The organism is Rhizobium sp. NZLR10 (assembly GCF_019685125.1).
In the GTDB taxonomy this organism is placed as follows: domain Bacteria; phylum Pseudomonadota; class Alphaproteobacteria; order Rhizobiales; family Rhizobiaceae; genus Rhizobium.
Genome location: NZ_JABDWE010000004.1, coordinates 194,987 through 216,646 on the forward strand (window position 1 = coordinate 194,987; position 21,660 = coordinate 216,646).

At 61.7% G+C, this 21,660-nt stretch carries 26 protein-coding genes; 9 read left to right on the forward strand and 17 right to left on the reverse strand.

The window, feature by feature from the left end:
- The first annotated feature begins 99 nt into the window (after positions 1 to 99).
- Positions 100 to 687 (forward strand): DUF1214 domain-containing protein, encoded by a 588-nt coding sequence (locus HJB82_RS08520; protein ID WP_207583520.1) that lies wholly within the window; start codon positions 100 to 102, stop codon positions 685 to 687.
- On the forward strand, positions 680 to 1,228 hold the full coding sequence (locus HJB82_RS08525) for a DUF1254 domain-containing protein (RefSeq protein WP_207583519.1): 549 nt from the start codon (positions 680 to 682) through the stop codon (positions 1,226 to 1,228). Before HJB82_RS08520 ends, HJB82_RS08525 begins: the two co-directional genes overlap by 8 nt.
- 13 nt (positions 1,229 to 1,241) lie before the next feature.
- Here HJB82_RS08525 and HJB82_RS08530 read toward each other — a convergent pair whose 3' ends face one another.
- A complete protein-coding gene (locus HJB82_RS08530) occupies positions 1,242 to 1,409 on the reverse strand; it encodes a hypothetical protein (RefSeq protein WP_207583518.1) in 168 nt (55 codons plus the stop codon).
- A gap of 540 nt (positions 1,410 to 1,949) precedes the next feature.
- On the opposite strand from HJB82_RS08530, the gene HJB82_RS08535 reads away from it, so the two are divergent.
- Positions 1,950 to 2,156, forward strand: a complete 207-nt coding sequence (locus tag HJB82_RS08535; protein WP_207583517.1) for a hypothetical protein — start codon at positions 1,950 to 1,952, stop codon at positions 2,154 to 2,156.
- Between the two features lie 249 nt (positions 2,157 to 2,405).
- Positions 2,406 to 3,455 (forward strand): DUF2336 domain-containing protein, encoded by a 1,050-nt coding sequence (locus HJB82_RS08540; protein ID WP_207583516.1) that lies wholly within the window; start codon positions 2,406 to 2,408, stop codon positions 3,453 to 3,455.
- 30 nt (positions 3,456 to 3,485) lie between these two features.
- Here HJB82_RS08540 and HJB82_RS08545 read toward each other — a convergent pair whose 3' ends face one another.
- The 3 genes from HJB82_RS08545 to HJB82_RS08555 form a co-directional block, all read right to left on the reverse strand.
- Entirely contained in the window at positions 3,486 to 3,830 is a 345-nt protein-coding gene (locus HJB82_RS08545; RefSeq protein ID WP_207583515.1) for a DUF1491 family protein, read from the reverse strand.
- Between the two features lie 129 nt (positions 3,831 to 3,959).
- Entirely contained in the window at positions 3,960 to 4,883 is a 924-nt protein-coding gene (locus HJB82_RS08550) for a peptidoglycan-binding domain-containing protein (RefSeq protein ID WP_207583514.1), read from the reverse strand.
- Positions 4,855 to 6,396, reverse strand: a complete 1,542-nt coding sequence (locus HJB82_RS08555) for a HAMP domain-containing sensor histidine kinase (RefSeq protein WP_207583513.1) — start codon at positions 6,394 to 6,396, stop codon at positions 4,855 to 4,857. Before HJB82_RS08555 ends, HJB82_RS08550 begins: the two co-directional genes overlap by 29 nt.
- A 451-nt stretch (positions 6,397 to 6,847) precedes the next feature.
- On the opposite strand from HJB82_RS08555, the gene HJB82_RS08560 reads away from it, so the two are divergent.
- Together HJB82_RS08560 and HJB82_RS08565 are read left to right on the forward strand one after the other, a co-directional pair.
- The gene (locus tag HJB82_RS08560) at positions 6,848 to 7,342 is read left to right on the forward strand and encodes a DUF5330 domain-containing protein (RefSeq protein ID WP_207583512.1); all 495 of its coding nucleotides are present in this window, start codon (positions 6,848 to 6,850) and stop codon (positions 7,340 to 7,342) included.
- A 304-nt stretch (positions 7,343 to 7,646) separates the two neighbouring features.
- Positions 7,647 to 8,069, forward strand: coding sequence for a SufE family protein (locus tag HJB82_RS08565; RefSeq protein ID WP_207583511.1), 423 nt, complete (start codon positions 7,647 to 7,649; stop codon positions 8,067 to 8,069).
- Positions 8,070 to 8,273: 204 nt separating this feature from the next.
- Here the strand turns inward: HJB82_RS08565 and HJB82_RS08570 are convergent, their stop codons facing one another.
- The 9 genes from HJB82_RS08570 to HJB82_RS08610 form a co-directional block, all read right to left on the reverse strand.
- Positions 8,274 to 8,705, reverse strand: coding sequence for a MucR family transcriptional regulator (locus tag HJB82_RS08570; protein ID WP_007626776.1), 432 nt, complete (start codon positions 8,703 to 8,705; stop codon positions 8,274 to 8,276).
- A 438-nt stretch (positions 8,706 to 9,143) separates the two neighbouring features.
- Positions 9,144 to 9,476, reverse strand: coding sequence for a monovalent cation/H(+) antiporter subunit G (gene mnhG, locus HJB82_RS08575; RefSeq protein ID WP_207583510.1), 333 nt, complete (start codon positions 9,474 to 9,476; stop codon positions 9,144 to 9,146).
- Entirely contained in the window at positions 9,473 to 9,826 is a 354-nt protein-coding gene (locus HJB82_RS08580) for a cation:proton antiporter (protein ID WP_207583509.1), read from the reverse strand. Before HJB82_RS08580 ends, mnhG begins: the two co-directional genes overlap by 4 nt.
- On the reverse strand, positions 9,823 to 10,296 hold the full coding sequence (locus HJB82_RS08585) for a Na+/H+ antiporter subunit E (protein ID WP_207583508.1): 474 nt from the start codon (positions 10,294 to 10,296) through the stop codon (positions 9,823 to 9,825). The genes HJB82_RS08580 and HJB82_RS08585 overlap by 4 nt, the downstream gene beginning before the upstream one ends.
- Positions 10,293 to 11,879, reverse strand: coding sequence for a Na+/H+ antiporter subunit D (locus tag HJB82_RS08590; protein WP_221115334.1), 1,587 nt, complete (start codon positions 11,877 to 11,879; stop codon positions 10,293 to 10,295). Before HJB82_RS08590 ends, HJB82_RS08585 begins: the two co-directional genes overlap by 4 nt.
- A 250-nt stretch (positions 11,880 to 12,129) precedes the next feature.
- Positions 12,130 to 12,507: a Na+/H+ antiporter subunit C gene (locus HJB82_RS08595; RefSeq protein WP_207583506.1), complete on the reverse strand. Its 378-nt coding sequence runs from the start codon at positions 12,505 to 12,507 to the stop codon at positions 12,130 to 12,132.
- On the reverse strand, positions 12,507 to 12,947 hold the full coding sequence (locus HJB82_RS08600) for a Na(+)/H(+) antiporter subunit B (protein WP_221139820.1): 441 nt from the start codon (positions 12,945 to 12,947) through the stop codon (positions 12,507 to 12,509). The genes HJB82_RS08595 and HJB82_RS08600 overlap by 1 nt, the downstream gene beginning before the upstream one ends.
- Positions 12,947 to 15,310 (reverse strand): putative monovalent cation/H+ antiporter subunit A, encoded by a 2,364-nt coding sequence (locus tag HJB82_RS08605; RefSeq protein ID WP_207583504.1) that lies wholly within the window; start codon positions 15,308 to 15,310, stop codon positions 12,947 to 12,949. Before HJB82_RS08605 ends, HJB82_RS08600 begins: the two co-directional genes overlap by 1 nt.
- A gap of 126 nt (positions 15,311 to 15,436) precedes the next feature.
- On the reverse strand, positions 15,437 to 15,652 hold the full coding sequence (locus tag HJB82_RS08610) for a hypothetical protein (protein WP_207583503.1): 216 nt from the start codon (positions 15,650 to 15,652) through the stop codon (positions 15,437 to 15,439).
- 187 nt (positions 15,653 to 15,839) lie between these two features.
- Between HJB82_RS08610 and msrB the strand changes: the two genes are divergently transcribed.
- On the forward strand, positions 15,840 to 16,253 hold the full coding sequence (msrB, locus tag HJB82_RS08615) for a peptide-methionine (R)-S-oxide reductase MsrB (protein WP_207583502.1): 414 nt from the start codon (positions 15,840 to 15,842) through the stop codon (positions 16,251 to 16,253).
- Positions 16,254 to 16,445: 192 nt separating this feature from the next.
- Here the strand turns inward: msrB and HJB82_RS08620 are convergent, their stop codons facing one another.
- The 4 genes from HJB82_RS08620 to HJB82_RS08635 all read right to left on the reverse strand — a co-directional run bounded on the left by HJB82_RS08620 (position 16,446) and on the right by HJB82_RS08635 (position 19,090).
- Positions 16,446 to 17,147: a pentapeptide repeat-containing protein gene (locus HJB82_RS08620; protein ID WP_207583501.1), complete on the reverse strand. Its 702-nt coding sequence runs from the start codon at positions 17,145 to 17,147 to the stop codon at positions 16,446 to 16,448.
- A 120-nt stretch (positions 17,148 to 17,267) separates the two neighbouring features.
- Positions 17,268 to 17,777 carry a GNAT family N-acetyltransferase gene (locus HJB82_RS08625; protein ID WP_207583500.1) on the reverse strand — a complete coding sequence of 170 codons (510 nt, stop codon included), beginning with the start codon at positions 17,775 to 17,777 and terminating at the stop codon, positions 17,268 to 17,270.
- 99 nt (positions 17,778 to 17,876) lie between these two features.
- On the reverse strand, positions 17,877 to 18,545 hold the full coding sequence (trhA, locus tag HJB82_RS08630) for a PAQR family membrane homeostasis protein TrhA (RefSeq protein WP_221115337.1): 669 nt from the start codon (positions 18,543 to 18,545) through the stop codon (positions 17,877 to 17,879).
- Positions 18,546 to 18,670: 125 nt separating this feature from the next.
- A complete protein-coding gene (locus HJB82_RS08635) occupies positions 18,671 to 19,090 on the reverse strand; it encodes a universal stress protein (protein WP_207583498.1) in 420 nt (139 codons plus the stop codon).
- A gap of 280 nt (positions 19,091 to 19,370) precedes the next feature.
- Here HJB82_RS08635 and HJB82_RS08640 point away from each other — a divergent pair, with 280 nt between their 5' ends.
- Both HJB82_RS08640 and HJB82_RS08645 read left to right on the forward strand, forming a co-directional pair.
- Positions 19,371 to 20,231 (forward strand): VOC family protein, encoded by an 861-nt coding sequence (locus HJB82_RS08640; protein WP_221139821.1) that lies wholly within the window; start codon positions 19,371 to 19,373, stop codon positions 20,229 to 20,231.
- 262 nt (positions 20,232 to 20,493) lie between these two features.
- Complete coding sequence (locus HJB82_RS08645; RefSeq protein WP_207583496.1) at positions 20,494 to 21,660, forward strand: AI-2E family transporter; 1,167 nt, start codon at positions 20,494 to 20,496, stop codon at positions 21,658 to 21,660.

Below are 21,660 nucleotides of genomic sequence, written 5' to 3' on the forward strand. Positions count from 1 at the left end.
GTTAACCGGACTGATCGGCATCCATGTCGTCGCGTGGCATTCCACCCCGCCAGAATCAGTGGTAACCCTTTCATCTGATATGGTTTCCAAGGTCATGACGTGTTTCGGTTTCCCCTCTTCATCCTGGTCACGCTGATCGTCGCCTTCGGCGGCGGGATCATGATTTCGCTTTATGCGCTGGATGCCACACAGGGTTTCGGGGCGATCAAGCTCGGCGCCTGGGAGGCTTTTCCGGCGTTGCAGACGGTCGAGGCCGATCCTTATGCCAAGTCGCACCGCGCGCGCGCCGGCAAACTGCTTTATGGCAGCGCCGAAGGCCTGACCTTTACGGCGAGCGTCGACGATGATGGCGCGCGGCTGAATGCCGGTTGCCGCTACCGCATCAGCGGGCAGACGCCGCCTGCCCGGCTCTGGACCCTGTTTACCGCCGACAATGGCGGCAATCCGGCGGCGGTGACGACCGGACATCCGGCAGCGCTCAATTCCTGGACGGTGCTGCGCCAGCCGGACAGCAGCTTCTCGATCGAAATCTCAGCCGTCGCGCAGCCGGGCAACTGGCTGGCCTTGCCAGAGGCCGGCACCTTCCGGCTTGTGCTGACGCTGTTCGACACGCCGACCGCCGGCAGTTCCGGGGTGATCGACCTTGCCATGCCGAAGCTCACCAAGACCGGATGCGGCAATGCTTAGGATATTCTTCGCCATCCTGACCGGCCTTTTCGGCGCCGCGCTGCTGCACCTCGTCATCATCCTTTCGCTGCCGCATTTCACCGGCAAGGATGCGGCGACCCGCGTAGAGGCGGAGGGTGACCTGAATAATTTCACCCTGCTCGGCGGCCGATATGACGAGGCAGGCCTTGCCAATGGCGATCCCTTCGTGCGCACCGCCGTCTGCTCCTTCGACGTCGAAGATGCGCCGGTGCATTTCACTGCCAAGGGCAATGTGCCCTTCTGGTCGATCGCGATCTACGACAGCGCCTCCAACGAGGTCTTCAGCATGAACGACAGGACCTCTGTCGGCGGCGCGCTCGATGTGCTGGCAGGCGGTCCGATCCAGCTGACCGACCTGCGCAAGAACCTGCCGCAGGAATTGCAGCAGGCGATTCTGGTGGAGATGGCCCGACCGGACGGCTACGCCGTGCTGCGGACGCTGGCGCCGCAGGCAAGTTTCGATGAGGCAGCGCGGAACTTCCTGACGGAAGCCGGCTGCGAGCAATTCATCGCCCGCTAAGGTTGAGCAGGCGTCACTTCGTGTTGACGCGCGGCGCGGGCGCCGGCACGCGCCTGGGGCTCTCGGCCAGCCGCTCGTAGCGGACGCCGGTGAACCATAGGATCTTGGCTTCGCGGGGTTGTTTGTCCGGGCGACGCGGCGCCCGCGGCTGCCAATCCGCCAATGCGACTACTATTGCCATTCTCGTCTCCATGCACTGCCCGAGACGGATGAACTTGCGATGGATTTCACCCTGCCCGCCAATGTGCGAGCCAGCGCGTCCTGCAGTGCCGGAGTGACCGGACCGAGGGCATTCGCGCCTTTCCCACGGCACCTGATTGAAATACCGTGATCAGGACTTTCAACGATCCAAACACTCAAATCGCGTCGTTCCTAGCCGAATTGAGACAGATGTCAGTTAACAGTTTACTAATGTTCGGTGGACGCCAAACACAGTTCACGTTACTTCCTCTCTAACGCGCGAAGAGATGATTTGGTTTCACCCGCCCACGCAGAGACACGGCTTGGCATCGATGTATAAAATTAGAAACAATTCATATGGTTGGCATGAACACCGGCAGGTTACTCGGCCGGAAATGCATACTGTTGCAAAAATACTTCATGAAAATATTTAATTGCGACCGATTCGGATGCGCGTATGGTTCAATCGTCGATCACACGTTTCCGGGCACCGGTCGATCGCGGATATTGCGCGCTCTTGCCGGAATGCGGAGGGCCGGCGATGTCTTTGCTGGTGAATTCATCTTTCTCGCCTGAGGATCTCGACGTGTTGCGCGGTGCGCTCGATGCCTGGTGCGCGGAACGGCGCATCGACGTCAAGAGCGTCGAGGCGCAGTTTGCGGCATCCGCAGCCCTCGACCTTTATCAGGCCGGTCACGACAGCCGCGAAACCCTGCTGCACGCGCTACGCGATCGCAGGGCCGCCTGAACTTTCCCCCCCGTCACCAGCGATGAGCAATCGCTGCAACGCCTTTTCAAATCGGCATTGTTGGACTGCCGGCCGATGATGTCGCGACACGTCCCGCGTGTATAATTCCGTCAAATTTTAATAAAATCTTCAGCATGCATTAACCGTACCGGTGTAGGATTTGTTCATAACCCATGTGGTCCGACATGCGTTCCGCCAGCGCATATCGGCCCGTGGTTCCCCTTGGTTCGGCGTTTTCGGGGTGTTCTTGTGCGTGACCGGTTTCGAGACCTAGAGGGCCCATTGGCCGTCAGGAAAAAGGACGTGGTATTGATGGCGACTGTCAGCAGTTTTGAGAACCTGTCTCATCCGACACGGTCCGAACTGCGCCAATTCGCCGAGCTTTTCATGCCGCTATTCCAGGCCTCCTCCGATGAGGCCAAGCGCCAAGCGGTCGCGGCGCTCTCCCAATGCGCAAACATGCCGGCAGCCGTGGCGCTGTTCATCGGCAACCAGCCGATCGAGATCGCAGCCCCTTTTCTTGCCGCCTCCAAGGCAATTGCCGACGACACGCTGATTACCATCGCGCGCACGCAGGGTGCAGCGCATGTCAGGGCGATCGTCAGCCGCGATTCACTCTCGCCGAAGGTCATCGATGCGCTGGTGGCGCTGCGCCAGAGCCAACCGCGGCCGGCGGCCGCGCCAGCGCCAATCACAGAAGCGCAGACGGTTGCGCTTTCGCCGGCGCCGACCGAGACCACTGAGGCGGAGGCGCTACAGGGGCAGAGGATTGCCAATGAGGAGGCGCTGCGCGAGCGTATCCTCGGTCTTGCCGGTCATCTCGGCCGGGCCGACGAGGACAGGCTCGGCCTGCGCACGCTCACCGATATTCAGGAGGCTTTGCTGGTACGCTTCGCCCGCTCGCGCGAGGCGACGCATTTCGCAACCGCGCTTGCCGATGCGCTGTCGGCCAGCCGCTGGCTTGCCGAGCGCATCATGCTCGATCTTTCCGGCCAACAGCTCGCGACGACGCTGACGAGCCTCGGCATGGGCTTTCTGGACGCCGTCTTCGTACTCGAGAAGCTCTATCCACACCTTGCCGAACAGCAGCACAACGTCACACGCGGCTGGATGGTGCTCGATGCGCTCGATCCAGAAGAATGCCATGAACGTGTGGACGCCTGGCGCCGCGCCGATCGCTACACCTATAAGCCCGAAGTGGCTAATGCGCCGGCGCTCCAGGAAACGGAAAACCACCGCTTCATCCGACAGTCACCGCCGCAACGCGACTTGCGTGTCCTCGGACGGCGATCGCGCTGAGCTGACAGCCTCGGTCATTCGGCTCGGCTGTCAGCCATCTTTTGCAAGCGGGAGCATGTCTCCCAATTCCTCCGCCTCCAGCTCGACGATCCAGAGATCGGGGTCGAACCTGCGTTCGCGCTCCAGCATGGCACGCACCGCTTCCGGATCGCTGCGCGACAGGCGGATTTCGAACAGCCGGTCGCCGGCCTCGCTCTCGCCGAAGGCGGTCTGCGGCGCTGGCGCATAGAGCGTTTCCAGGCCATCGCGGAAGTGCTGGAGGATGAAGATCGCACCCGCCTCCTCCGCACCCTTCTTTTCGACGGCGGCAAAATCGCCGCTGGCGAAGACGCGGCGCAGGAGTGCGGAAACGAAGATGTCGGCGCGTAATCTCATCGGGGCGGTATAGACCGGGGCGCGGACGGCGGCAATGCGGCGATCGCCGCAATTGGCGGTGTTCCAGACAACATCGCCAGGCCCCTGAGGCTGCGAGAGTTTCCGGTCATGGTAAGGGCGGTTTCGAGTTTAAATCGCGCCGATTTCCTTGAGTTTTTTCAGAACCGCCTGGTTTGGCTCGCCATCTTCGAGCAGGTTGTAGTGCTTCTGGAAATGGCGGATGGCCGCGCGGGTCTGCTCGCCGGCGACGCCGTCGACGCCGACATTGGCATAGGCCATGTTGGAAAGACCCTTCTGGATCTTCAGCACCAGGTCGACATTGGTGATTTCGCTTGATGGAACCTGCTTTGCGGATGACGAAGCGGTTCTGACGGTCTTCTCGGCGCTGCGGATCGCCGCTGCCACCGGGTCTTCCGCCGCCGCCTTCGAGCTCACATCCTCGGGCGGCTTTTCCGCGGGCACGGTCGATGGGCCGGCGGCATCGGTCTTCAGCGCCGCCAGTACCCCGGGTGTCGGATCGCCGGTCTGGACCATGCCGACGGTTTCCTCGAAGAACAGGATGGCCGCACTGGTGCGGGGGCCGATGACGCCGTCGGGTATGCCGTTATAGAGGCCACGGCGCACCAGCTGCTGTTGGATGTCCATGACAAGTTGGTTCGGCTGCTGGCCGGGCGCGGCAGGCGCCGGCGTTGCGTTGGTGGTGGTCGCGGTATCCTCCGGCCGTTCGATCCGGAAGGTGGTGACGTCGCCCTGCTGCTCCTCGGCTGGGCGGCGGGCGCCGAGCACATTTGGAGACTGCGGATCGCGGGTGCGGAAAATCGGATGCGGATGCAGGCCCGGCTGATACCAGAGCGCGTTGGCGGCGACGAAGGAGAAGATGACGACGAAGGTGATCGTGCCGCCGGCAACCGAAGGATTGCGGCCGATGACGCCGCCGAGCACGGATGCGCCCTGCAGGCTGAGACCGCCCAGGGCGGCGGCACCTGACATCAGGAGGCCCGGCTGCTGCCGTCCCCTTTTTCCCTTAGGCGATTTTCGCTTGCGCGCGGCCATCGAAACGCCCCTCCCCCAGTTCTGCACCTGTATGGACCGCGCCCTTCAGCCGCGGCGGGAACTCGACAGTCGCGCCATGACCGGCGTCTTCGGCGCACACGGCGCCCGAGCCGTCCACCGCGATCTCGATGGTGATGATCGTGCCTTCGCCGGGCTGGCTGGCGATGGCGAAATGCCCGCCATGCAGCGCCACCAGCCCCTTGACCAGGGAAAGACCAAGGCCGGTGCCTTCGAAGCGGCGGGTATAGTCGTTCTGGATCTGGACGAAGGGCTGGCCGAGCAATGCCAGCTTGTCGGCCGCAATACCGATGCCGGTATCGCTGACCGTTAGCTTGAGGATGCCGTCGCGCGCCGCCGCATCGACCGAGACGACGCCGCCTGCCTCGGTGAACTTGATGGCATTGCCGACGAGATTGATTAGGATCTGCTGGATGGCGCGCTGATCGGCGACGATCTCGCCGAGACCGCGCTGGATACGGCTGGTCAGCGTCAGGCCCTTGGTCTTGGCCTGCAATGCCAGCATCGATTCGCAGGATTTGACCGAGCTTGATATATCGAAGGCATCGAGGATCAGCTCGTAACGGCCGGCTTCGATCTTGCTCATGTCGAGCATGGTGTTGACGACGGACAAGAGGTGCGCGCCGGATTCGCGCACAAGGCCGACATATTCGCGCTGGCGATCGTTTTCGAACTTGCCGAAATATTCTCCGATCAGGATGTCGGAAAAACCGAGAATAGCGTTCAGCGGCGTGCGCAGCTCGTGGCTGACGGCGGCGAGGAAGCGCGATTTGGCGTCGTTTGCCGATTCGGCATCGGCGACGCGGTTTTGAGCCTCGGCACGCAGCTGCTGTTCGACGGAGACATCGTGCAACTGGGCAATGACAGCGGCAAGTTCGCCATCGGCGTCGCGCCGGGCCGTCATGTCCATTCTGAGATAAGCGAACTGGCGTTGATCACGCGCGACCGAGGGGCGGTCGATGCGCAGATCGACGCATTGAGCATCCTCGCCCCGGCGCAGGCCATCGAGCGCCTGCAGGAAAAGGATGCGGTCGGAGACATGCACCTGTTCTAGGAAACCCCTGCCCTTGGGATCGCGCATCCAGGCGAGAAAATCGCGCCGGTCACGGCCGCCGACAGTCGCCACGCTGCCATGCGGGTCGAGGAAGAAGACGAGGCCGGGGGTGGCGGCAAGGAAGAAATCCTCGGCCGATTGCGTCGCGATACCGGCGGATGAGCCCTGACGGGCGAGCGCGATGCTGCCGACGGCGGAAAAGAGAAAGGCAGCGCAGACCATGGCGACACCTGCCGGCAAGGCGACGGCCGGACTGGTGACCGCCGAGAGGCCGACAGGAGCGGCAATAAGAGCGGCCGATGAGAACAGCACGAGGCGGCGCAGGATCGCGAGCTCGCGTTGGCGCACGGCTTCGCCGCCGCCCGTCCGGGAGAGCCAGCTTGTCGCCGCCCGGTCTACGAGGGCCGTCACCCAGCCGCCAATGTTACTCAATACACGCACGCAATACCCGCCCGAAAGGCTGTCTATCGATCCGGACAATAGGCCTTGGCGACTTAAAGAAAGGCTAAGGCAAAAGCGCTGTTCACAGCCCGAAACCCCCGAAATTCCCGTTTTGAAGCATCTGGAAGGCTCTTTGCCTTTTGTGGTTAATAGCAGGTAAGCGACGGATTTTCCTCATATTTCAGCATTGCATTAACTCCTGTGGCAAGGCGAGCGGGCAAAAGCCCTGCAATTGCAAGCAGGTGCTGCCCTGATGCTTAACGGCGATCGCTCGCATTCGACTAAAATGTCCGTCAAATACCGTTCGCTAAAATTTGAACTAAATTTGCCGCAAATGCCCGTGAGTTTCGAAAAGCGGCGTTCGCAACTTGGCGGTAGGGTGAAAACACACCGGACAACCGGCCTGATTCGGCGACAAGAACCGGACGGGAAAACAGGATGGGCAACGACAATGTGGTTTCTGATCAAAGGATCCTTCTGGTTTGGCCTTGTGCTCGTGCTTCTTTCCGTCTTCAGCACGGAGAGTTCCGACAAGCTCGCCAACGGCCCGCAATTGCAGCTTTCCGACGCGTTTACGGCGGCAAGCGGCGCCTATGACTATCTCACAGGCATGTGCTCGGAAAAGCCCGAGGTCTGCGCCAAGGGCGCCGAAACCGCCACGGCGCTCGGCTACCGGGCCCGTGAAGGCGCTCGCGTGGCCTACGAACTTCTCGACAGCCAGTTAAAGGACGAGGCGCCGGCGACCGCAAAGCGCGCCGAACCGCAGGTGCCGGTGGCGCTCAACATGCCTTCGCTGGCCGCACCTGCAATCCAGGAAAAGCTGCGTGAGGCAAAGGCCGCGCTGAACCAGCCGATGCCTTACCGGCCGCCGGTCGAGGATGACGCCTCTGCCGAGACCGTTGTCACCGGCGCGATCCCGCTACCCACGCCGAAGCCGGCGATCTGATTTTTCTGAACTTGCATCGGTGGTCCGCATGACGCGGAAATGCCCCATGCCTGACGTGCCTGCCCTGTTTAATTCAGCATGTTGCTGCGCCGTGAGGATGCCCATCCCTCGCGGCGTTTCTTTTTATCTTTGTGTACGCAATTCCGGACGAAAAACCGCTTCGCACTTTTCCCGGAATTGCTTTAACGGTTCAAATCCGCCGATCTTTCACCTATATGCACATCTAGAGCATTTCCTGACGCATTCCGGACCCGAACCGCTGCGCAGCTTTGTTGGAATTGCTTGAATCGTGAAAGGCTTCTCCATGGCATCCCTCGACCAGATCATCGACGACTTCGCCTTCCTGGACGATTGGGAAGACCGTTACCGCTATGTCATCGAACTCGGCAAGGCGCTGCCCGACCTGGCCGAGGAGAAGCGTACGTCCGAAAACAAGGTAATGGGCTGCGCCAGCCAGGTGTGGCTGGTGACGCATACGACAGGCGATCCCGACAACCCGGTGATGAGCTTCGAGGGTGATTCGGACGCCCATATCGTGCGCGGCCTCGTCGCCATCGTGCTCGCCACCTATTCCGGCAAGACGGCATCCGAGATCGCCGGGCTCGATGCCTTCGAGATTTTCTCGAAGATCGGTCTGGTGGAGAACCTGTCGTCACAGCGCTCGAACGGACTGCGGTCGATGGTCAACAGGATCCGGGAAGAAGCGACGATTCGCGCCGCGGCTTGAAGTGTTTGACGGGCTTTGCCAGATCCCGGGCCAAGCGATTCGCACAGCGCCGGCTCAGCGGATCAGTATATTAACACTTGCTGATAGTACAGGAATACAGTCTGCGGCCGCCAGCGAAGCATAGAGCAGCGCCCCCGCCTCGAGCGCATACAGAAAAGCCGGGCACAAGACCCGGCTTTTGTCGTTGGTGGCTTTCGAAAAAGCTCAGCCGCGGCCGCGCTTGCGGCGCTGACCCAGGCCCATCTCCTTTGCCAGGCGCGAACGCGCTTCGGCATAAGCGGGCGCTACCATCGGGTAGTCGGTCGGCAGGTCCCACTTCTCGCGGTAGTCTTCCGGCGAGAGGCTGTGATGCGTCATCAGGTGACGCTTGAGGGACTTGAAGTTGCCGCCGCATTCCAGACACGTGATCTGCTCGTCCTGTACGGACTTGCGGACAGAGACTGCAGGCTTCTGTTTTTCGACGATGGCCGCAGCAGGCTGCGGTACGGACGTGTTGCTCAGTGCCGAATGCACGTCGGAAATCAGATTTGCCAAGTCGCTGACCGGGACAACATGGTTGCTGACATAAGCCGCGACGATGTCGGCCGTCAGTTCCACAAGCAGCTCCGGCGCATTGCCGGTCGCCATTTCCGTCATATTTTTTCTCCTGTTAGCATGCTCAAACGGCCTTTGACTGTTACGTCAAAGACCCGCCTCGTAGAAGCGAACAGCAAAAGCACATGACCGACCTTCTGTTTCGAAAAACGCGAAATCCACCCCTAGATTCCGAAGAGCGAGACCTGTTCTTATACTGCCTGACTGCAAACCACTACGTCATGCCCCAGGCGATGGCCGCAGTTTAGACATAAAAAATCAAAACTGAGGGACTTGGAAGCAGTACGATTGTAACTCACAATCAGAACTCTACTTGCATTTTCAAATAGCATCGTTTGGCCAAAAGGCCAATTATTATTTGTCGTTTTTCTTGAGAAAAAATGACAGATGAAGAATTAAGGCACCCACGGGCAAGCTTTACTCACAGGTTCCTGTGCATAAGTTTTGCATAAATCTGGTAAAGCAGCGCACAGCATAGGCTCAGCGCTTGTGCATATCGTCGCGGACCGAAACAGCCCCGAGCTCATATCCCGAGAGGTGGGCGGCTCTGGCCAACAGATGGGCAGAGACCGGCGCCGTCAGCAACAGGAAGACGAAGCCGGCAATGGCGCGGACGAGAATCGCCAGGTCCTGCGAATAGAGACCGGCGGCAAGGAGCAGCAGCCCGGCGCCGACGGTACCCACCTTCGAGGCCGCGTGCATGCGGGTATAGAGATCGGGCAGCCTGACCAGGCCGATCGCCGCCGAAAGAGCAAAAAACGCACCGGCGATCAGCAGCAGAGCGACAATGGCAGCCAGAATATAATCGATCATCGCTTCTTTCCTCCCGCATGACGCCCTTTCGCGCCGGTCTTTACCGGAGAGGCAGATGCCGGCGATTTGATGTTGCCGCGCGACAGCACGAATCGGGCGAAGGCGACCGTCGCCAGGAAGCCGACGAGGCCGAGCGAGATGGCGATATCGATATAGAGCGAAAAGCCTGTTTTGATCGCGATGACGGCGATGAAACCGATAGCGATGCCCGTCAGCATATCGAGGGCGAGGATGCGATCCGGCAATGTCGGGCCGGCAACGACGCGCCAGACCGTCAGAATCGACGCCAGGCCGAGGATGACAAGGGCAGCCGAGGATGCGACCGCGATAATGGCGGCAGGTGTGATCACCGGAAAGCCTCCATGATCTTGCGTTCGAAACCATTGGCGATATCCCGCCTGGTTGTCTCGGGATCGGAGCAATCGAGCGCGTGGACATAGAGCGTGCGGCGATCGGTGGAGACATCGACCGAAAGCGTGCCGGGTGTCAGGGTGATGAGGTTTGCGAGCAAAGTGATCTCGAAATCACTCGTCACCGTCAGAGGGAAGGCGAAGATGCCCGGCTTCAGCTTCATATCAGGCGAGAGGATGGTGAGCGTGACTTTCCAAGCCGACAACGACAATTCCTTCAGGAACAGAGCGGCGAGCGAGAGCACCAGACGAGCGCGGCGCAGATATCCCGTGCCGCCGAAAGGTTCGCGGATGACGGCCAGCGCCAGGGCGCCAAGCAGGAAGCCGAAGACGAGATTGTGCAGCGAGCCGCTACCGGTAACGGCGACCCAGGCAATGGCAAGCAGCAGGTTGAAGAGAAAGGCGATCACCGCGCGTCTCCGGGGAAGACCGAATGGAGATAGGCCGCTGGATCGGCAAGACCGGCAGCGGCCGATTGCGACAGCGCCAGCAGCTGTTCCGGCAGGATGCCGAAGCCGATGGTGAGCGCCGTTAATGCCGCCAGTGGCAGGCCGGTGCGCCATCTGGCCTCGGACGGCATCAGTTCTACCGGCGCCGGGCGCCAATAGGCGAGCAGGAAGAGGCGGCCGAAGGCGATCGTCGTTAGAAAACCGCCGACGAGGATTACGGCCGCCAGCCACCAGTCACCGAGATCGAGCGAGGCCTTGACGAGAATGACCTTCGGCCAGAAGCCGGAAAAAGGCGGTAGGCCGCAGGCGGCAAGGAAGAGAACGAGGGAGAGCGCGGCGAAGGCGCCGCTCTGCCGATAGAGCCCGCCGAGCTCGGACAGTAAAAAGCCACCGCCACGCCGAGCGATCTCGCCGGCAGCCAGATAAAGCGCCGTCATCAGAACCATGGAATGGAGCGCATAGAAGACCGCGCCGCTGACGCCGTCAATGCCACCGCCTGGGCCACCGCCTGGGCCGCCGCCGGGGCCACCAAGGGCGACGCCGGCGAGCATGTTGCCGATGCCCGAGATGACGACATAGCCGAACAGCCTGCGGATATCGTTTTCGGCAAGGGCGCCGAGAGCGCCGACGACAATGGTCGCGGCGGCGGCAAGCGCGATCACCAGGCTCAATTCCTGTCGCTCTACCGGCAGCAGCATGACCATCACCCGGATCAGTGCGTAGATCCCGACCTTGGTGAGTAGGCCGGCAAACAGCGCGGAGACCACGATGCGCGGCGTATGGTAGGCGGCGGGCAGCCAGAAATTAACCGGGAAGGCTGCCGCCTTCATGCCGAAGGCGAGCAGGAAGAGGCTGGCCAGGGTCATCAGCGGCGCGGTACCGCGCAAATCCTTCGCCCTTGCCGCGATATCGGCCATGTTGAGCGTACCGAAGGCAGCATAGAGGATGCCGACGCCAATCAGGAACAGCGTCGTGGCGATGAGGTTCAGCACCGCATATTTCAGCGCACCGTCGATCTGTTGACGTTCGGAGCCAAGGATGATCAGGCCGAAGGAAGAGATCAGCAGAACTTCGAACCAGACATAGAGATTGAAAACATCGCCAGTGAGAAAGGCGCCGCTGACACCGGCCATCAGCAACATGAGCAGCGGAAAGAAACCGTACCGCCGGCCACTTTCGCCGATATCGGCAAGCGCATAGATGCCGGCGGCAAGCGCCACAAGGGCTGCGGTGAAGGCCATCAGCGCACCAAGGAGATCGACAGTGAAGGCGATGCCGAAGGGCGGCAGCCAGCGGCCCATGACCATGGTGAGCGGCCCTTCGGCCGAAACCTTGGCGAGCAACGCCGCATCGATCAGTGCCAGCATCGCAAGGCCTGAGATGGCGAGCCATGCCTGCAGGCGGGGATGGTTGCGCAGCATGAGCAGAACAGCACCCAGCGTGATGCAATGGGCGACCGGCAGGATCACCAGCCAATGGCCGATGGGAACCGGGGCGGTGATCAGGGCGGCGGCGAGATCGACGGTGGAGGTGGGAGCGGCCATCAAGTACGGCCCTCGGCATCGCAGGGGGCGTACCGTGGCGCACCCCCCTCTGCCCTGCCGGGCACCTCCCCCAAAAGGGGGGAGGTCGGCAAGACGCGCCCGCTTCCCGATATATTAATTGCACCCCCATCCGCTTCGCCCATCCCAGGCATCTGACCAGGGTGAGATTTCGCCCCCAGCCGATCTCCCCCCTTGTGGAGGAGATGCCCGGCAGGGCTGAGGGGGGTAATCACCGACACCGACATCCGCCTCAATACCCCAATGGCGGCAGCGGCCGGTCGTCGGGCTCGGCGGCGCGCATTTCGCTGGTGTCGTCGGTGCCGAGGTCCTGATAGGCGCGGTAGGTCAGCACCAGCAGGAAGGCGAGGAAGGAGAAGGAGATGACGATCGCCGTCAGGATGAGGGCCTGCGGCAGCGGGTTGGCCGTGCCGGCAGGCAAGGCGTCGAGACCGGCCGGGATGATCGGCGGCACCCCACGCGTCAGCCGGCCGCTGGTAAAGAGCAGAAGGTTGACGGCATTGCCGAGGATGGCGATGCCGAGCATGATGCTGATCGTGAATTTCGATAGCATCAGATAGATGGCTGCGGCGAAGAACAGGCCGACGAGGATCGCGAGAAGCGGTTCCATCATTCCATCTCCTTTTCTTCCAATGCCACTTCCTTTTCTTCCAATGTCAGGGCGATCGAGGTGATGGCGCCGAGCACGACGAGATAGACGCCGATGTCGAAGAGCATGACGCTCGACAGCGGCACTTCGAGACCGAAGAGGTTCGGATAGATCCAGAGGCCGGTCATGAAGGGAACGGCGAAGAGAATGGAGAGAAGACCTGCTACCGTCGACAGCAGCAGGCCGAAGCCGGCAAGCGACAGCGGATGGAAAAACAGCGCGCGGCGAACGGGGGCAACCCCGCGGGCAATGCCATAGATCGCCAGTCCCGAGGCGGCGATCAGCCCACCAATGAAGCCGCCGCCCGGCTCGTTGTGGCCGCGCAGCAGCACGAAGACCGAAAATAGCAGCATCAATGCCGTGAGGAACGGAGCAACCGTGCGGAAAATCAGGGTGTTCATCAGCCCTCTGTCTCCACCGCAGGGTCATTGGCCGCAAGTTTGCGCTCGGTGCCGGCGCGGATGCGGATCAGTGCAAGGATGGCAAGGCCGGTGACGGCGACGACGGCGATTTCGCCGAGCGTGTCGGTGCCGCGGAAATCGACGATGATGACATTGACGACATTGGCGCCGTGGGCAATCGTTTTCGAATAGGCGTTGAAGAATACCGTCAGCGCGTCGTTGAACGGCACCTGGGTCGCCCGCAGCAGCAGAAGCGTGAAGCCGAGGCCGCAAATGAGTGCAAGCGCACCATCGAAGACCCTGCGACCGAGCGGGCGCCCGTCGGCCGGCAAAAGACGGAGCCTGGTCATGACCAGGGCGAGAATGACCACCGACAGAGTTTCGACCATGAACTGGGTGAAGGACAGATCCGGCGCGCCGAACAGCAGGAAAATGATGGCGACGGCAAAACCCTGGATGCCGAGCGAGACGATCGCCGTCAGCCGGTCGCGGGCAACGAGCACGGCGGCAAGGCCGAAGGTGGCAATCAGCAAAACCGCCCATTCATAAAGCTCGACATCGGCCGGCCAGGCGGGAGGGTGCGGCAGCTCACCGTAGACGATAGGGGGAATGATGAGGATGGCGGCGACTGAGAGGAAGGTGCAGGCAACATAGGTCTGCAGCCGCCCCGGCTGGAGAACACGCATGGTGCGGGCGGCGAAGCGAACAAGGCCGGATATGGCAAGGTCGAAACCGTGATCCGGGCCGCTCCCGGCGGCGCGCAGGAAGACAACCATCAAAAAGCGGGCGCGATCGAGCTGCCAATAGACGCCGATACCAAGCAGCGCGGTCAGGGCGGAGAGCGCCAACGGCCCGCCGAGATGCGGCGTCAGCGAAATGTCGATCTCTACAGGGTCCTGACGGATGGCGGCGGCGATGGAAGAGGACAGGACGGCGTGAGTGAAGTCTGAAAAGATCGCGCCAAGAAAGCCGAGGGAGGCGAGAACGGCCGGGCCGAGCCAGAGCAGCACAGGCGCTTCGTGCGGATGGTTCGGCGTTTCCGCCGGTTGGCCGAGAAAGGGTTTCAGCGATACCGCGAAGGCGACGGCGAACATCAGCGCGTTGCCGAAAACGGTGATTGCGGTGAAGGTCAGCGCGCGGACATCGCCGCCGACCAGGGCCGTATAGATCTCCTCCTTGGCGAGGAAGCCGAAGAATGGCGGCAGACCGGCCATGGAGAACGCCGCCGCAAGCGCAATCACCCATGTCAGCGGCATCGCCCGCATCAGGCCGCGGAGCCTGGTGATATCACGTGTGCCGGTCTCGTGATCGATGATGCCGGCGACCATGAAGAGCGCGCCCTTGAACAGCGAATGCGCCACCAGATAGAGCGCCGCCGCCTCCACCGCATGTTCGGAGCCAAACCCGATCAGCATGACGAGCAGGCCAAGCGAAGAGACGGTGGTATAGGCGAGCTTGAGCTTCAGGTCCGTCTGGCGGATGGCAAGCGCGGTGCCGACCAACAGCGTCAGCCCGCCGAAGAAGGGCAGAAGGATTTCCCAGGCCGGCGTCGCCCCCATGACCGGGTTGAGCCGCATCAGCAGATAGACGCCGGCTTTCACCATGGTGGCCGAATGCAGGTAGGCAGACACCGGCGTCGGCGCCTCCATGGCGTTCGGCAGCCAGAAATGAAAGGGAAACTGCGCCGACTTGGTGAAGGCGCCGCCAAGGACCAGGATGAGAGTGGCGAGATAGAGCGGGCTTTCGCGCACGGCATCGCCAAATCCCATAAGCTGCGACATCTGCGTGACGCCTGAGATGTTCCAGAGCAGCAGCAGGCCGGCCAGCAGGCAGAGCCCTCCCCCGCCGGTCACCACCAGCGCCTGCAGGGCGGCGCGGCGAGCCGCCTGACGCTCGTGATCGAAGCCGATCAGCAGGAAGGAGGTGATCGATGTCAGTTCCCAGAAGATGAAGAGCATCAGGAAACTGTCGGAAACGACGACGCCAAGCATGGCGCCCATGAACAGAAAGATGAAGGAGAAGAAGCGGCCTTGATCCTTGTGTCCCTTGAGATAGCCGCCAGCATATAGCACGATCAGGGTGCCGATGCCGGTGATCAGCAGCGCGAAAGCCAGCGACAGGCCATCGAGGAACCAGGAGAAGGAGAGATTGTAGCTCGGCACCCAGGAATAGCCGCCGGTGACGACCTCGCCGCGCGCAACCTCGGGAACGAAACGCAGGAAATGCAGGAAGGCGAGCAACGGAGCGATCGCCAGGAGCCAGGCGCCGTTAGCGCCGAAGATGCGGATGACGAAGGGGGCGGCAAGAGCGCCGGCGAGCGGCAGACACAGGGCCAAAAATGTCAGAGCCGTGACATCGGCCATGTCTCCTCCTCTACCAGCAACAGACGAAAGCCGGAGAAAACCGGCTGCCCTCTGACTTAGGCGAAATGGTAGAGCGTCTCAAGCAATTTCGATCGGAGGGCGAAGGGGCGCAGCGATGGTGATGGATCAGGCCGCCGATCGAGAACGGCGCGTCAGCAGCCGGGCGACGAAACCGTGCAGGATGAAGATCAGCAGCGTTAGCGGCCAAAGCAGGCAGGCGAAAAGCCCGGCGAGACGATGGAGCGTCAAGCCGTCATGGTTGGCCCAGCCTTCCAACAGCGTGACCGCCAAGGCGGCCACGGCTACGAGGCCGTAGAGCAGGACGATTGCTGCTTCAAACACCAGTGATCCCCAATGCACGTAACATTAACCCTAACAGAAACTCCCTAACGGATGTAAAAGCAAGCGTCTTCCCCCAATTGCGGTATGCGGCCAATCTCACGGCGCGCCGCTCTAGACTTGATGAACTGACGACGGCACACCACATTTCTCGCGAAACGGAACCGCCCCTCGGCGAAAGGAGCATGGCATGTCCGAAACTGCAACCACCGCCAAGATCCATAAGACCGATGCCGAATGGAAAGAGCAGCTCACCCCCGAGCAGTACCGCATCACGCGCCAGCACGGCACCGAGCGCGCCTTCACCGGCCCCTATTGGGATTCCTTCGAGACAGGACTTTACCGCTGTGTCGGCTGTAATGCCCCGCTTTTCCGCTCCGACACGAAATTCGATGCCGGCTGCGGCTGGCCGAGCTATTTCGAAGCGGTGTCGCCGGATGCGGTGACCGAGCATCGCGATACGGCCTTTGGCATGGTGCGCACCGAAATCCGCTGCGGCAACTGCGAAGCCCATCTCGGCCACGTCTTTCCCGACGGCCCGCCGCCGACCGGCCTGCGCTACTGCATCAATGGCCATTCCATGGTGTTCGAGGCTGGGAAGTAAGCGTTCGGCGCAGAAGCCAGCCTTGCCCCTCATCCGCCTGCCGGCACCTTCTCCCCGCTTGCGGGGTGAAGGTGGGGTGCCGCACCCTCTCCGTTCCCCACAAACCTCTCGTATGGCAAGCCCCCTCGCCCCGTTTACGGGGAGAGGGTTAGGGTGAGGGGCAGCGTCCGGCGCTAACCGGCCCCCGCCCAATCACTCGTGTTCGGCAGGGCATGGCCAGGTTGTCGGCGCCGAAAGGCCGGCCGGCAGCTTGGTCGAGGCATCGCCGCAGGCGAGATCGATCTGCGCCTGTTCGAGCCCGGCTGCGGCCGAGAGGTCAAGGCCTTCGATGCGGGTCAGGAACATGAAAGCGCGCTCGAATATCGGCGGGCCTTCGAAGGTGGCGCCGGAGAGATCGGCACGGGAGAGATTGGCGAACGAGAATTTCGTGCCCGTCAGCACCGCCTTGTCGAAATCGGCGCGGCCGAGCTCGGCCTTTTCGAAGCTCGCGCCGGCAAGCGTGGCGCCGGCGAAATTGGCCCGCTGCAGTTCGGCGCCGGCGAAGGAGGCGCCGTCGGCGGCAATATTGGCGAAACTGGCGCGATAGGCCTCGATCTTGGCGAAGTTGGCGCCTTCGGCGTGGGCGCCCTCGAGTGAGGCACGCACCAAAGTTGCCTTTTCGAGATTGGCGGATTTGACGTTGGCGCCGGCGAGATCCGTCAGCGAGAAATCGGTGCCGACGAGGTCGGCGCCTTCGAGATCACTGCCCTGCAGCATCAGGTTCTTCTTGGTGCATTCCTGCCAGTCGAGCTTCGGCGAGGCCAGGCTGCCGCAATCGGCCGCCGGGGCGGCAACCGGCGCAAATGCCAGAAGGACGAGGGCAAGGAGACCGAGCGACGATCCGTGCATTGCCATTGAACTGTTCACCTCCATACCATTCTGAGGCCGCCTCGCGCGAAGCAGGCTGCCTCCACTTTCTTACACAGCTCAGACTACAATAAAAAGATGGCGCGCCCTTCACAATGGGATGCCGGATCAGTCCAGAGGCAGGCGAAGCTCCATGCAGGTGAGGTCCAGCCAGCGGCCGAACTTGGTGCCGACCTCGGAAAATCTGCCGGCAATGCGAAAACCAAGCTTTTCATGCAGCCTGATCGAAGCGGTGTTCTCCGCCTCGATGCCGGCGATCATCACGTGGATATTTCCTGCCGCAGCACGGGTGATCAGTTCCCGCATCAGGCGCTCGCCTATGCCGGCGCCGCGGCAATCCTTGTCGACATAGACGGAATGCTCGACGGTGTGGCGGTAGCCATCAAAGGAGCGCCAGTCGCCATAGGAGGCATAGCCCGCGACCCTGCCTGCCAGCTCGGCGACGATGACCGGAAACCCGCGGCCCTTGCGCGCCTTCATCCATTCCTGGCGGTTTTCGAGATCGACCAGCGTATCGTTCCAGATCGCCGTCGTGTGCTCGACGGCGTGATTGTAGATATCGCGGATGGCTGGGAGATCGGCTTCGGTGGCATCGCGGAGGAGGACAGCGTCTGTCATGATTGCCCGTTCGTATTGTCTGCGAAAGGGGCATACGCCCGGCCTCGAACGATGTAAACGGCGGATGCGAAATACCGGCGACTTTGGGCACGGCCGTGATTAGAGGCCCGGCCCCGGCAGGCTAAAACAGGTGAAGACGGCCGAATAATGCACCGCCGCGGCGGTGACGACGAAACCGTGCCAGATGGCATTCTGAAAGCGCAGCTTCTCCCAGACATGGAAAATGACGCCAAGCGAATAGATGACCCCGCCGATGACGATCAGCAGCATCGAGGTGGAGGGAATGCGCGAAGCGACAGGCCCGGCCACCAGCACGCCGCTCCAGCCCATGGCGAGATAAAGCAGGATGGCAACACGGTCGTAACGGTCGGGAAAGACGCATTTCAGGATAATGCCGGCGGCGGCGAATAGCCAGATCGCAACCAGCATGAACAAGAGCAGCGGGTCGTCGGCGCCGCGTTCGAGAAAGGGCGTGTAGGTGGCGGCGATCAACAGGAAGATCGCCGAATGATCGAAGCGGCGCAGGTACCATTTGGTGCGCGAGACCGGCCAGGCGTTGTAGGAAAAGGAAATGGCCAGCGTCAACACCAGCCCGACGCCATAGATCCAGGCGGCAGCGAGCGCGCCGTAGGAGCTCCAGAGCGTGGCGTAGAAGATCAGCACGGTGGCCCCGATCAGCGCCAGCACGAGACCGACGCCATGGACGATACCATCGGCGATTAGTTCATATCTGTCGTAAGCCCAGCGAATGCCGTTGAACTCGGCCATGCCCGCCAATCCGTTTCAGACCCCGACTGCAATCGTCGCATCGAACCGACGGGTGCGCAACTGCGGCAAAGCGCACGGGCGGTAAATCTTCGTGACAGGCTGATTGACGGCGAAGCAGCTACGCATCAAACCTTCTGCCGGTCGACCAGCACCGAGCATTTGGCGTGGCGCACGACCCGGTCGGCGGTGGCGCCGATGAAGTAATTGGAAAAGTCCGGAACATGCGAGGCGACGATAATGAGGTCGGCTCCGTGGCTTTCGGCGGTCGAAATGATCGCTTTGGCAGGTGGGCCGTTGCGGATCTCGACGGTTGCCGCAATTCCGGTTGCGGCGATCAGCGCTTTTAGCGTGTCGCGGCTGTCCTGCATGGCGTCCTCGACCATATTGGCCGGCAGTTCGATCGCGACATAGGTCGGCACATCCTCGATGACGTTGAGCGCTACGATCTCGCCGCCGTCGTCGAGCAGGGACGCGGCCTTGCGGAGGATCGTGCCTCCCTTTTCGATGCCGCCGAGCGCGATCGCCACGATGATCTTCCTGTACATGGCTTCCCTCCATGACTGAGATGCATAAGCTTCCTCTAAAGAAGATATGGACGCTTTGACCGCGATCAAGTGGACGTCATCGTCAACACCTGCTCAACGCTTCATCTTCAAAAACGGATCTTCTGTGAACAATCGGAATCCGCCATATAGGGATCAGGTACGGCAGCCCAGAGGATGCAGAGGCGGATGAATCGACGAAGCTTTCTCGGCCTTGCCATTCGCCGCCACCGCCGGCGCGCCGTCCATTCTACAGGCCAGATCAGGAGCAGGAGAACAATCCATGACGACCGAAACTTCCTATGCGCTGACGCGGCCAGCCTATATCGACCAGTCGCATCTCGTGGTGACCGACCTCGCTGTCGTTTCCGGCTTCTATCAATCGATGCTCGGGCTGAAGGTCATCGAGAAGACGGCGAGCGGGCAAGTGCTGGGTGTCGGGGATCTGCCGCTTTTGACGCTGACGACTGCCAAGGACGCCGCAATCGCGCCGCGCAATGCCGCCGGCCTTTTCCACACCGCCTTCCTGATGCCGGATCGGGCGGAACTCGCACGCTGGCTACGCCATGCCGCCAACAATAACGTCGTGCTCGACGGCGCCTCGGACCACCTCGTCAGCGAGGCAATCTATCTGTCCGACCCCGAAGGCAACGGGATCGAAATCTATGCCGACCGGCCTCACGAACAATGGAAATTCGATCAGGATGGCATGGTCGACATGGCAACGCTGCGGCTCGACCTGCAGGCGCTCTATGACAGCGCGGCCGATGAGCACTGGAGCGGCATGGCTGTGGGAACGGCGATCGGCCACCTGCATCTGCAGGTCGGCGACATCCCTCAGGCCGACGCCTTTTACCGCGACGTCCTCGGCCTCAAGCTGATGGCGAGCCGACCCGGCGCGAGTTTCTTTGCAACCGGCGGCTACCATCATCATATCGCCGCCAATATCTGGAACAGCAGGGGTGCTGTCGCACGCGCCGACAATATGACCGGACTTTCGGACTACAAGGTCCGGTTCAACGACAAGGCGACGCTGGATGCGGCGATCTCCAAGCTCGACGCGCTGGAGATCAAGAGCGAGAAGCGCGATGGCGGCGTGTTCCTCAGGGACCCGTGGGGCATCGGCCTGACGCTTTTGGCGTAATTTCCTTGCCGTGACAGATCAGCCTTGATGCATGTTGCCCAGAAGTGCCCGGTGTTTCCGGGCGACATGCATACAAACAAAGGACTAAAGCGCGTCGCATGCATCAAATTTGATGCGACGCGCTTTAGCGACTGGAGACGTTCACGCATGGAATGCTCCATGCGCGAAGACACGCGGCAAGCGCCCTGGAGGCCCCCACGGAACCGGAACCGCATCGGCGCGTTTTCGTGACGAAGCAATGAGGCTTCGGGGACCTCACCGCATGGGCATCGCCAACGGCATCCGCAAACAGGCAAAGAAGATCGCGATCGGCGAACGCCGCACCAGCGCCTGGGCGCAGACGCTGAAGGAGGCAGCCGAAGAGCTGCCGCCGCCACCGCTGCACCGGCTGGAAAAGGACGGTCTCGATATCAGCATGGCCTGGGCGATCATCGGCATCTTCGGCATTCTCGGCCTTGCCGCCGTCTACATGATGTCGCTGATCCTCATTCCGATCACACTTGCCGTCGTCGTCGGGATGATCCTCGGCATGGCGGCGGAAAAACTCAGCAGGATGGGCGTGCCGCGACTGGCCAACGCCTTCATGCTGTCAAGCGGCGTGGCGCTGGTGATCTTCCTGGTGATCAACTCGCTCGCCGGCCCGCTGATGACGTTTGCCAATGAGGGGCCGGCCTTTGCCGAGCGGACCATGGACCGCGTCATGCCTTATCTCGAGCGCATCCAATGGCTGCATATCACGCCGGCGACATTCGAAAGCGGGCCGATGTCGATCGGTGCGCTGCTCGAAAACACCGGCAACGTGCTGCATGTGGTGACGACCAGCCTGACGCCGGCTGTCGTGCAGGGGATGATCTTCTTTGCGGCGCTGCTGCTCTTCCTGGCCAGCCGGGTCAACCTGCGCAAGACGATCATCATGACCTTCCGCACCCGCACGCAACGCCTGGCGGCAATCCGCGTCATCAATGCCGTCGAGCAGGTGCTTGGCTTCTACTTCGCCACAGCCTCGCTGATCTATATCGGGCTCGGCGTCGTCATGACTGTCATCGCTTATACGGGCGGGCTGGCGGCGCCGGTGCTCTGGGGCTTCTTCGCCTTCCTGTCGAGCTTCATTCCCTACCTCGGCATCACGCTGATGACGCTTGCCGTCGCGGTCGCCGGCATTCTCTCCCATGATGACCTCGTCATTGGCCTGATACCGGCCGCGGCCTTCTTTACCGTGCATCTTCTCATGGAAAACCTGATCTTCCCGGCGGTGATGGGACGGCGGCTGGAAATCAACCCTTTCGTCGTCTTTCTCGCCATTCTGTTCTGGACATGGATGTGGGGCGCCGTCGGCGCTATGCTGGCGCTGCCGCTGTCGCTGATCGTCATCACGATCATCGAGGAATTGCTGATCGAGGAAAAGCCGCAGCCGCAACTGCCGAAATGA

What these genes read in the sequence shown, in the direction of transcription:
- HJB82_RS08605 (WP_207583504.1), bottom strand. Translation starts at nt 15,310, where the DNA reads ATGGCCGATGTCACGGCTCTGACATTTTTGGCCCTGTGTCTGCCGCTC.
- HJB82_RS08570 (WP_007626776.1), bottom strand. Translation starts at nt 8,705, where the DNA reads ATGACGGAAATGGCGACCGGCAATGCGCCGGAGCTGCTTGTGGAACTG.
- HJB82_RS08535 (WP_207583517.1), top strand. Translation starts at nt 1,950, where the DNA reads ATGTCTTTGCTGGTGAATTCATCTTTCTCGCCTGAGGATCTCGACGTG.
- HJB82_RS08620 (WP_207583501.1), bottom strand. Translation starts at nt 17,147, where the DNA reads ATGGCAATGCACGGATCGTCGCTCGGTCTCCTTGCCCTCGTCCTTCTG.
- HJB82_RS08530 (WP_207583518.1), bottom strand. Translation starts at nt 1,409, where the DNA reads ATGGCAATAGTAGTCGCATTGGCGGATTGGCAGCCGCGGGCGCCGCGT.
- trhA (WP_221115337.1), bottom strand. Translation starts at nt 18,545, where the DNA reads ATGGCCGAGTTCAACGGCATTCGCTGGGCTTACGACAGATATGAACTA.
- HJB82_RS08635 (WP_207583498.1), bottom strand. Translation starts at nt 19,090, where the DNA reads ATGTACAGGAAGATCATCGTGGCGATCGCGCTCGGCGGCATCGAAAAG.
- HJB82_RS08590 (WP_221115334.1), bottom strand. Translation starts at nt 11,879, where the DNA reads ATGGCCGCTCCCACCTCCACCGTCGATCTCGCCGCCGCCCTGATCACC.
- HJB82_RS08560 (WP_207583512.1), top strand. Translation starts at nt 6,848, where the DNA reads ATGTGGTTTCTGATCAAAGGATCCTTCTGGTTTGGCCTTGTGCTCGTG.
- HJB82_RS08625 (WP_207583500.1), bottom strand. Translation starts at nt 17,777, where the DNA reads ATGACAGACGCTGTCCTCCTCCGCGATGCCACCGAAGCCGATCTCCCA.
- msrB (WP_207583502.1), top strand. Translation starts at nt 15,840, where the DNA reads ATGTCCGAAACTGCAACCACCGCCAAGATCCATAAGACCGATGCCGAA.
- HJB82_RS08645 (WP_207583496.1), top strand. Translation starts at nt 20,494, where the DNA reads ATGGGCATCGCCAACGGCATCCGCAAACAGGCAAAGAAGATCGCGATC.
- HJB82_RS08545 (WP_207583515.1), bottom strand. Translation starts at nt 3,830, where the DNA reads ATGAGATTACGCGCCGACATCTTCGTTTCCGCACTCCTGCGCCGCGTC.
- HJB82_RS08565 (WP_207583511.1), top strand. Translation starts at nt 7,647, where the DNA reads ATGGCATCCCTCGACCAGATCATCGACGACTTCGCCTTCCTGGACGAT.
- HJB82_RS08595 (WP_207583506.1), bottom strand. Translation starts at nt 12,507, where the DNA reads ATGGAACCGCTTCTCGCGATCCTCGTCGGCCTGTTCTTCGCCGCAGCC.
- HJB82_RS08550 (WP_207583514.1), bottom strand. Translation starts at nt 4,883, where the DNA reads ATGGCCGCGCGCAAGCGAAAATCGCCTAAGGGAAAAAGGGGACGGCAG.
- HJB82_RS08640 (WP_221139821.1), top strand. Translation starts at nt 19,371, where the DNA reads ATGACGACCGAAACTTCCTATGCGCTGACGCGGCCAGCCTATATCGAC.
- HJB82_RS08525 (WP_207583519.1), top strand. Translation starts at nt 680, where the DNA reads ATGCTTAGGATATTCTTCGCCATCCTGACCGGCCTTTTCGGCGCCGCG.
- HJB82_RS08600 (WP_221139820.1), bottom strand. Translation starts at nt 12,947, where the DNA reads ATGAACACCCTGATTTTCCGCACGGTTGCTCCGTTCCTCACGGCATTG.
- mnhG (WP_207583510.1), bottom strand. Translation starts at nt 9,476, where the DNA reads ATGATCGATTATATTCTGGCTGCCATTGTCGCTCTGCTGCTGATCGCC.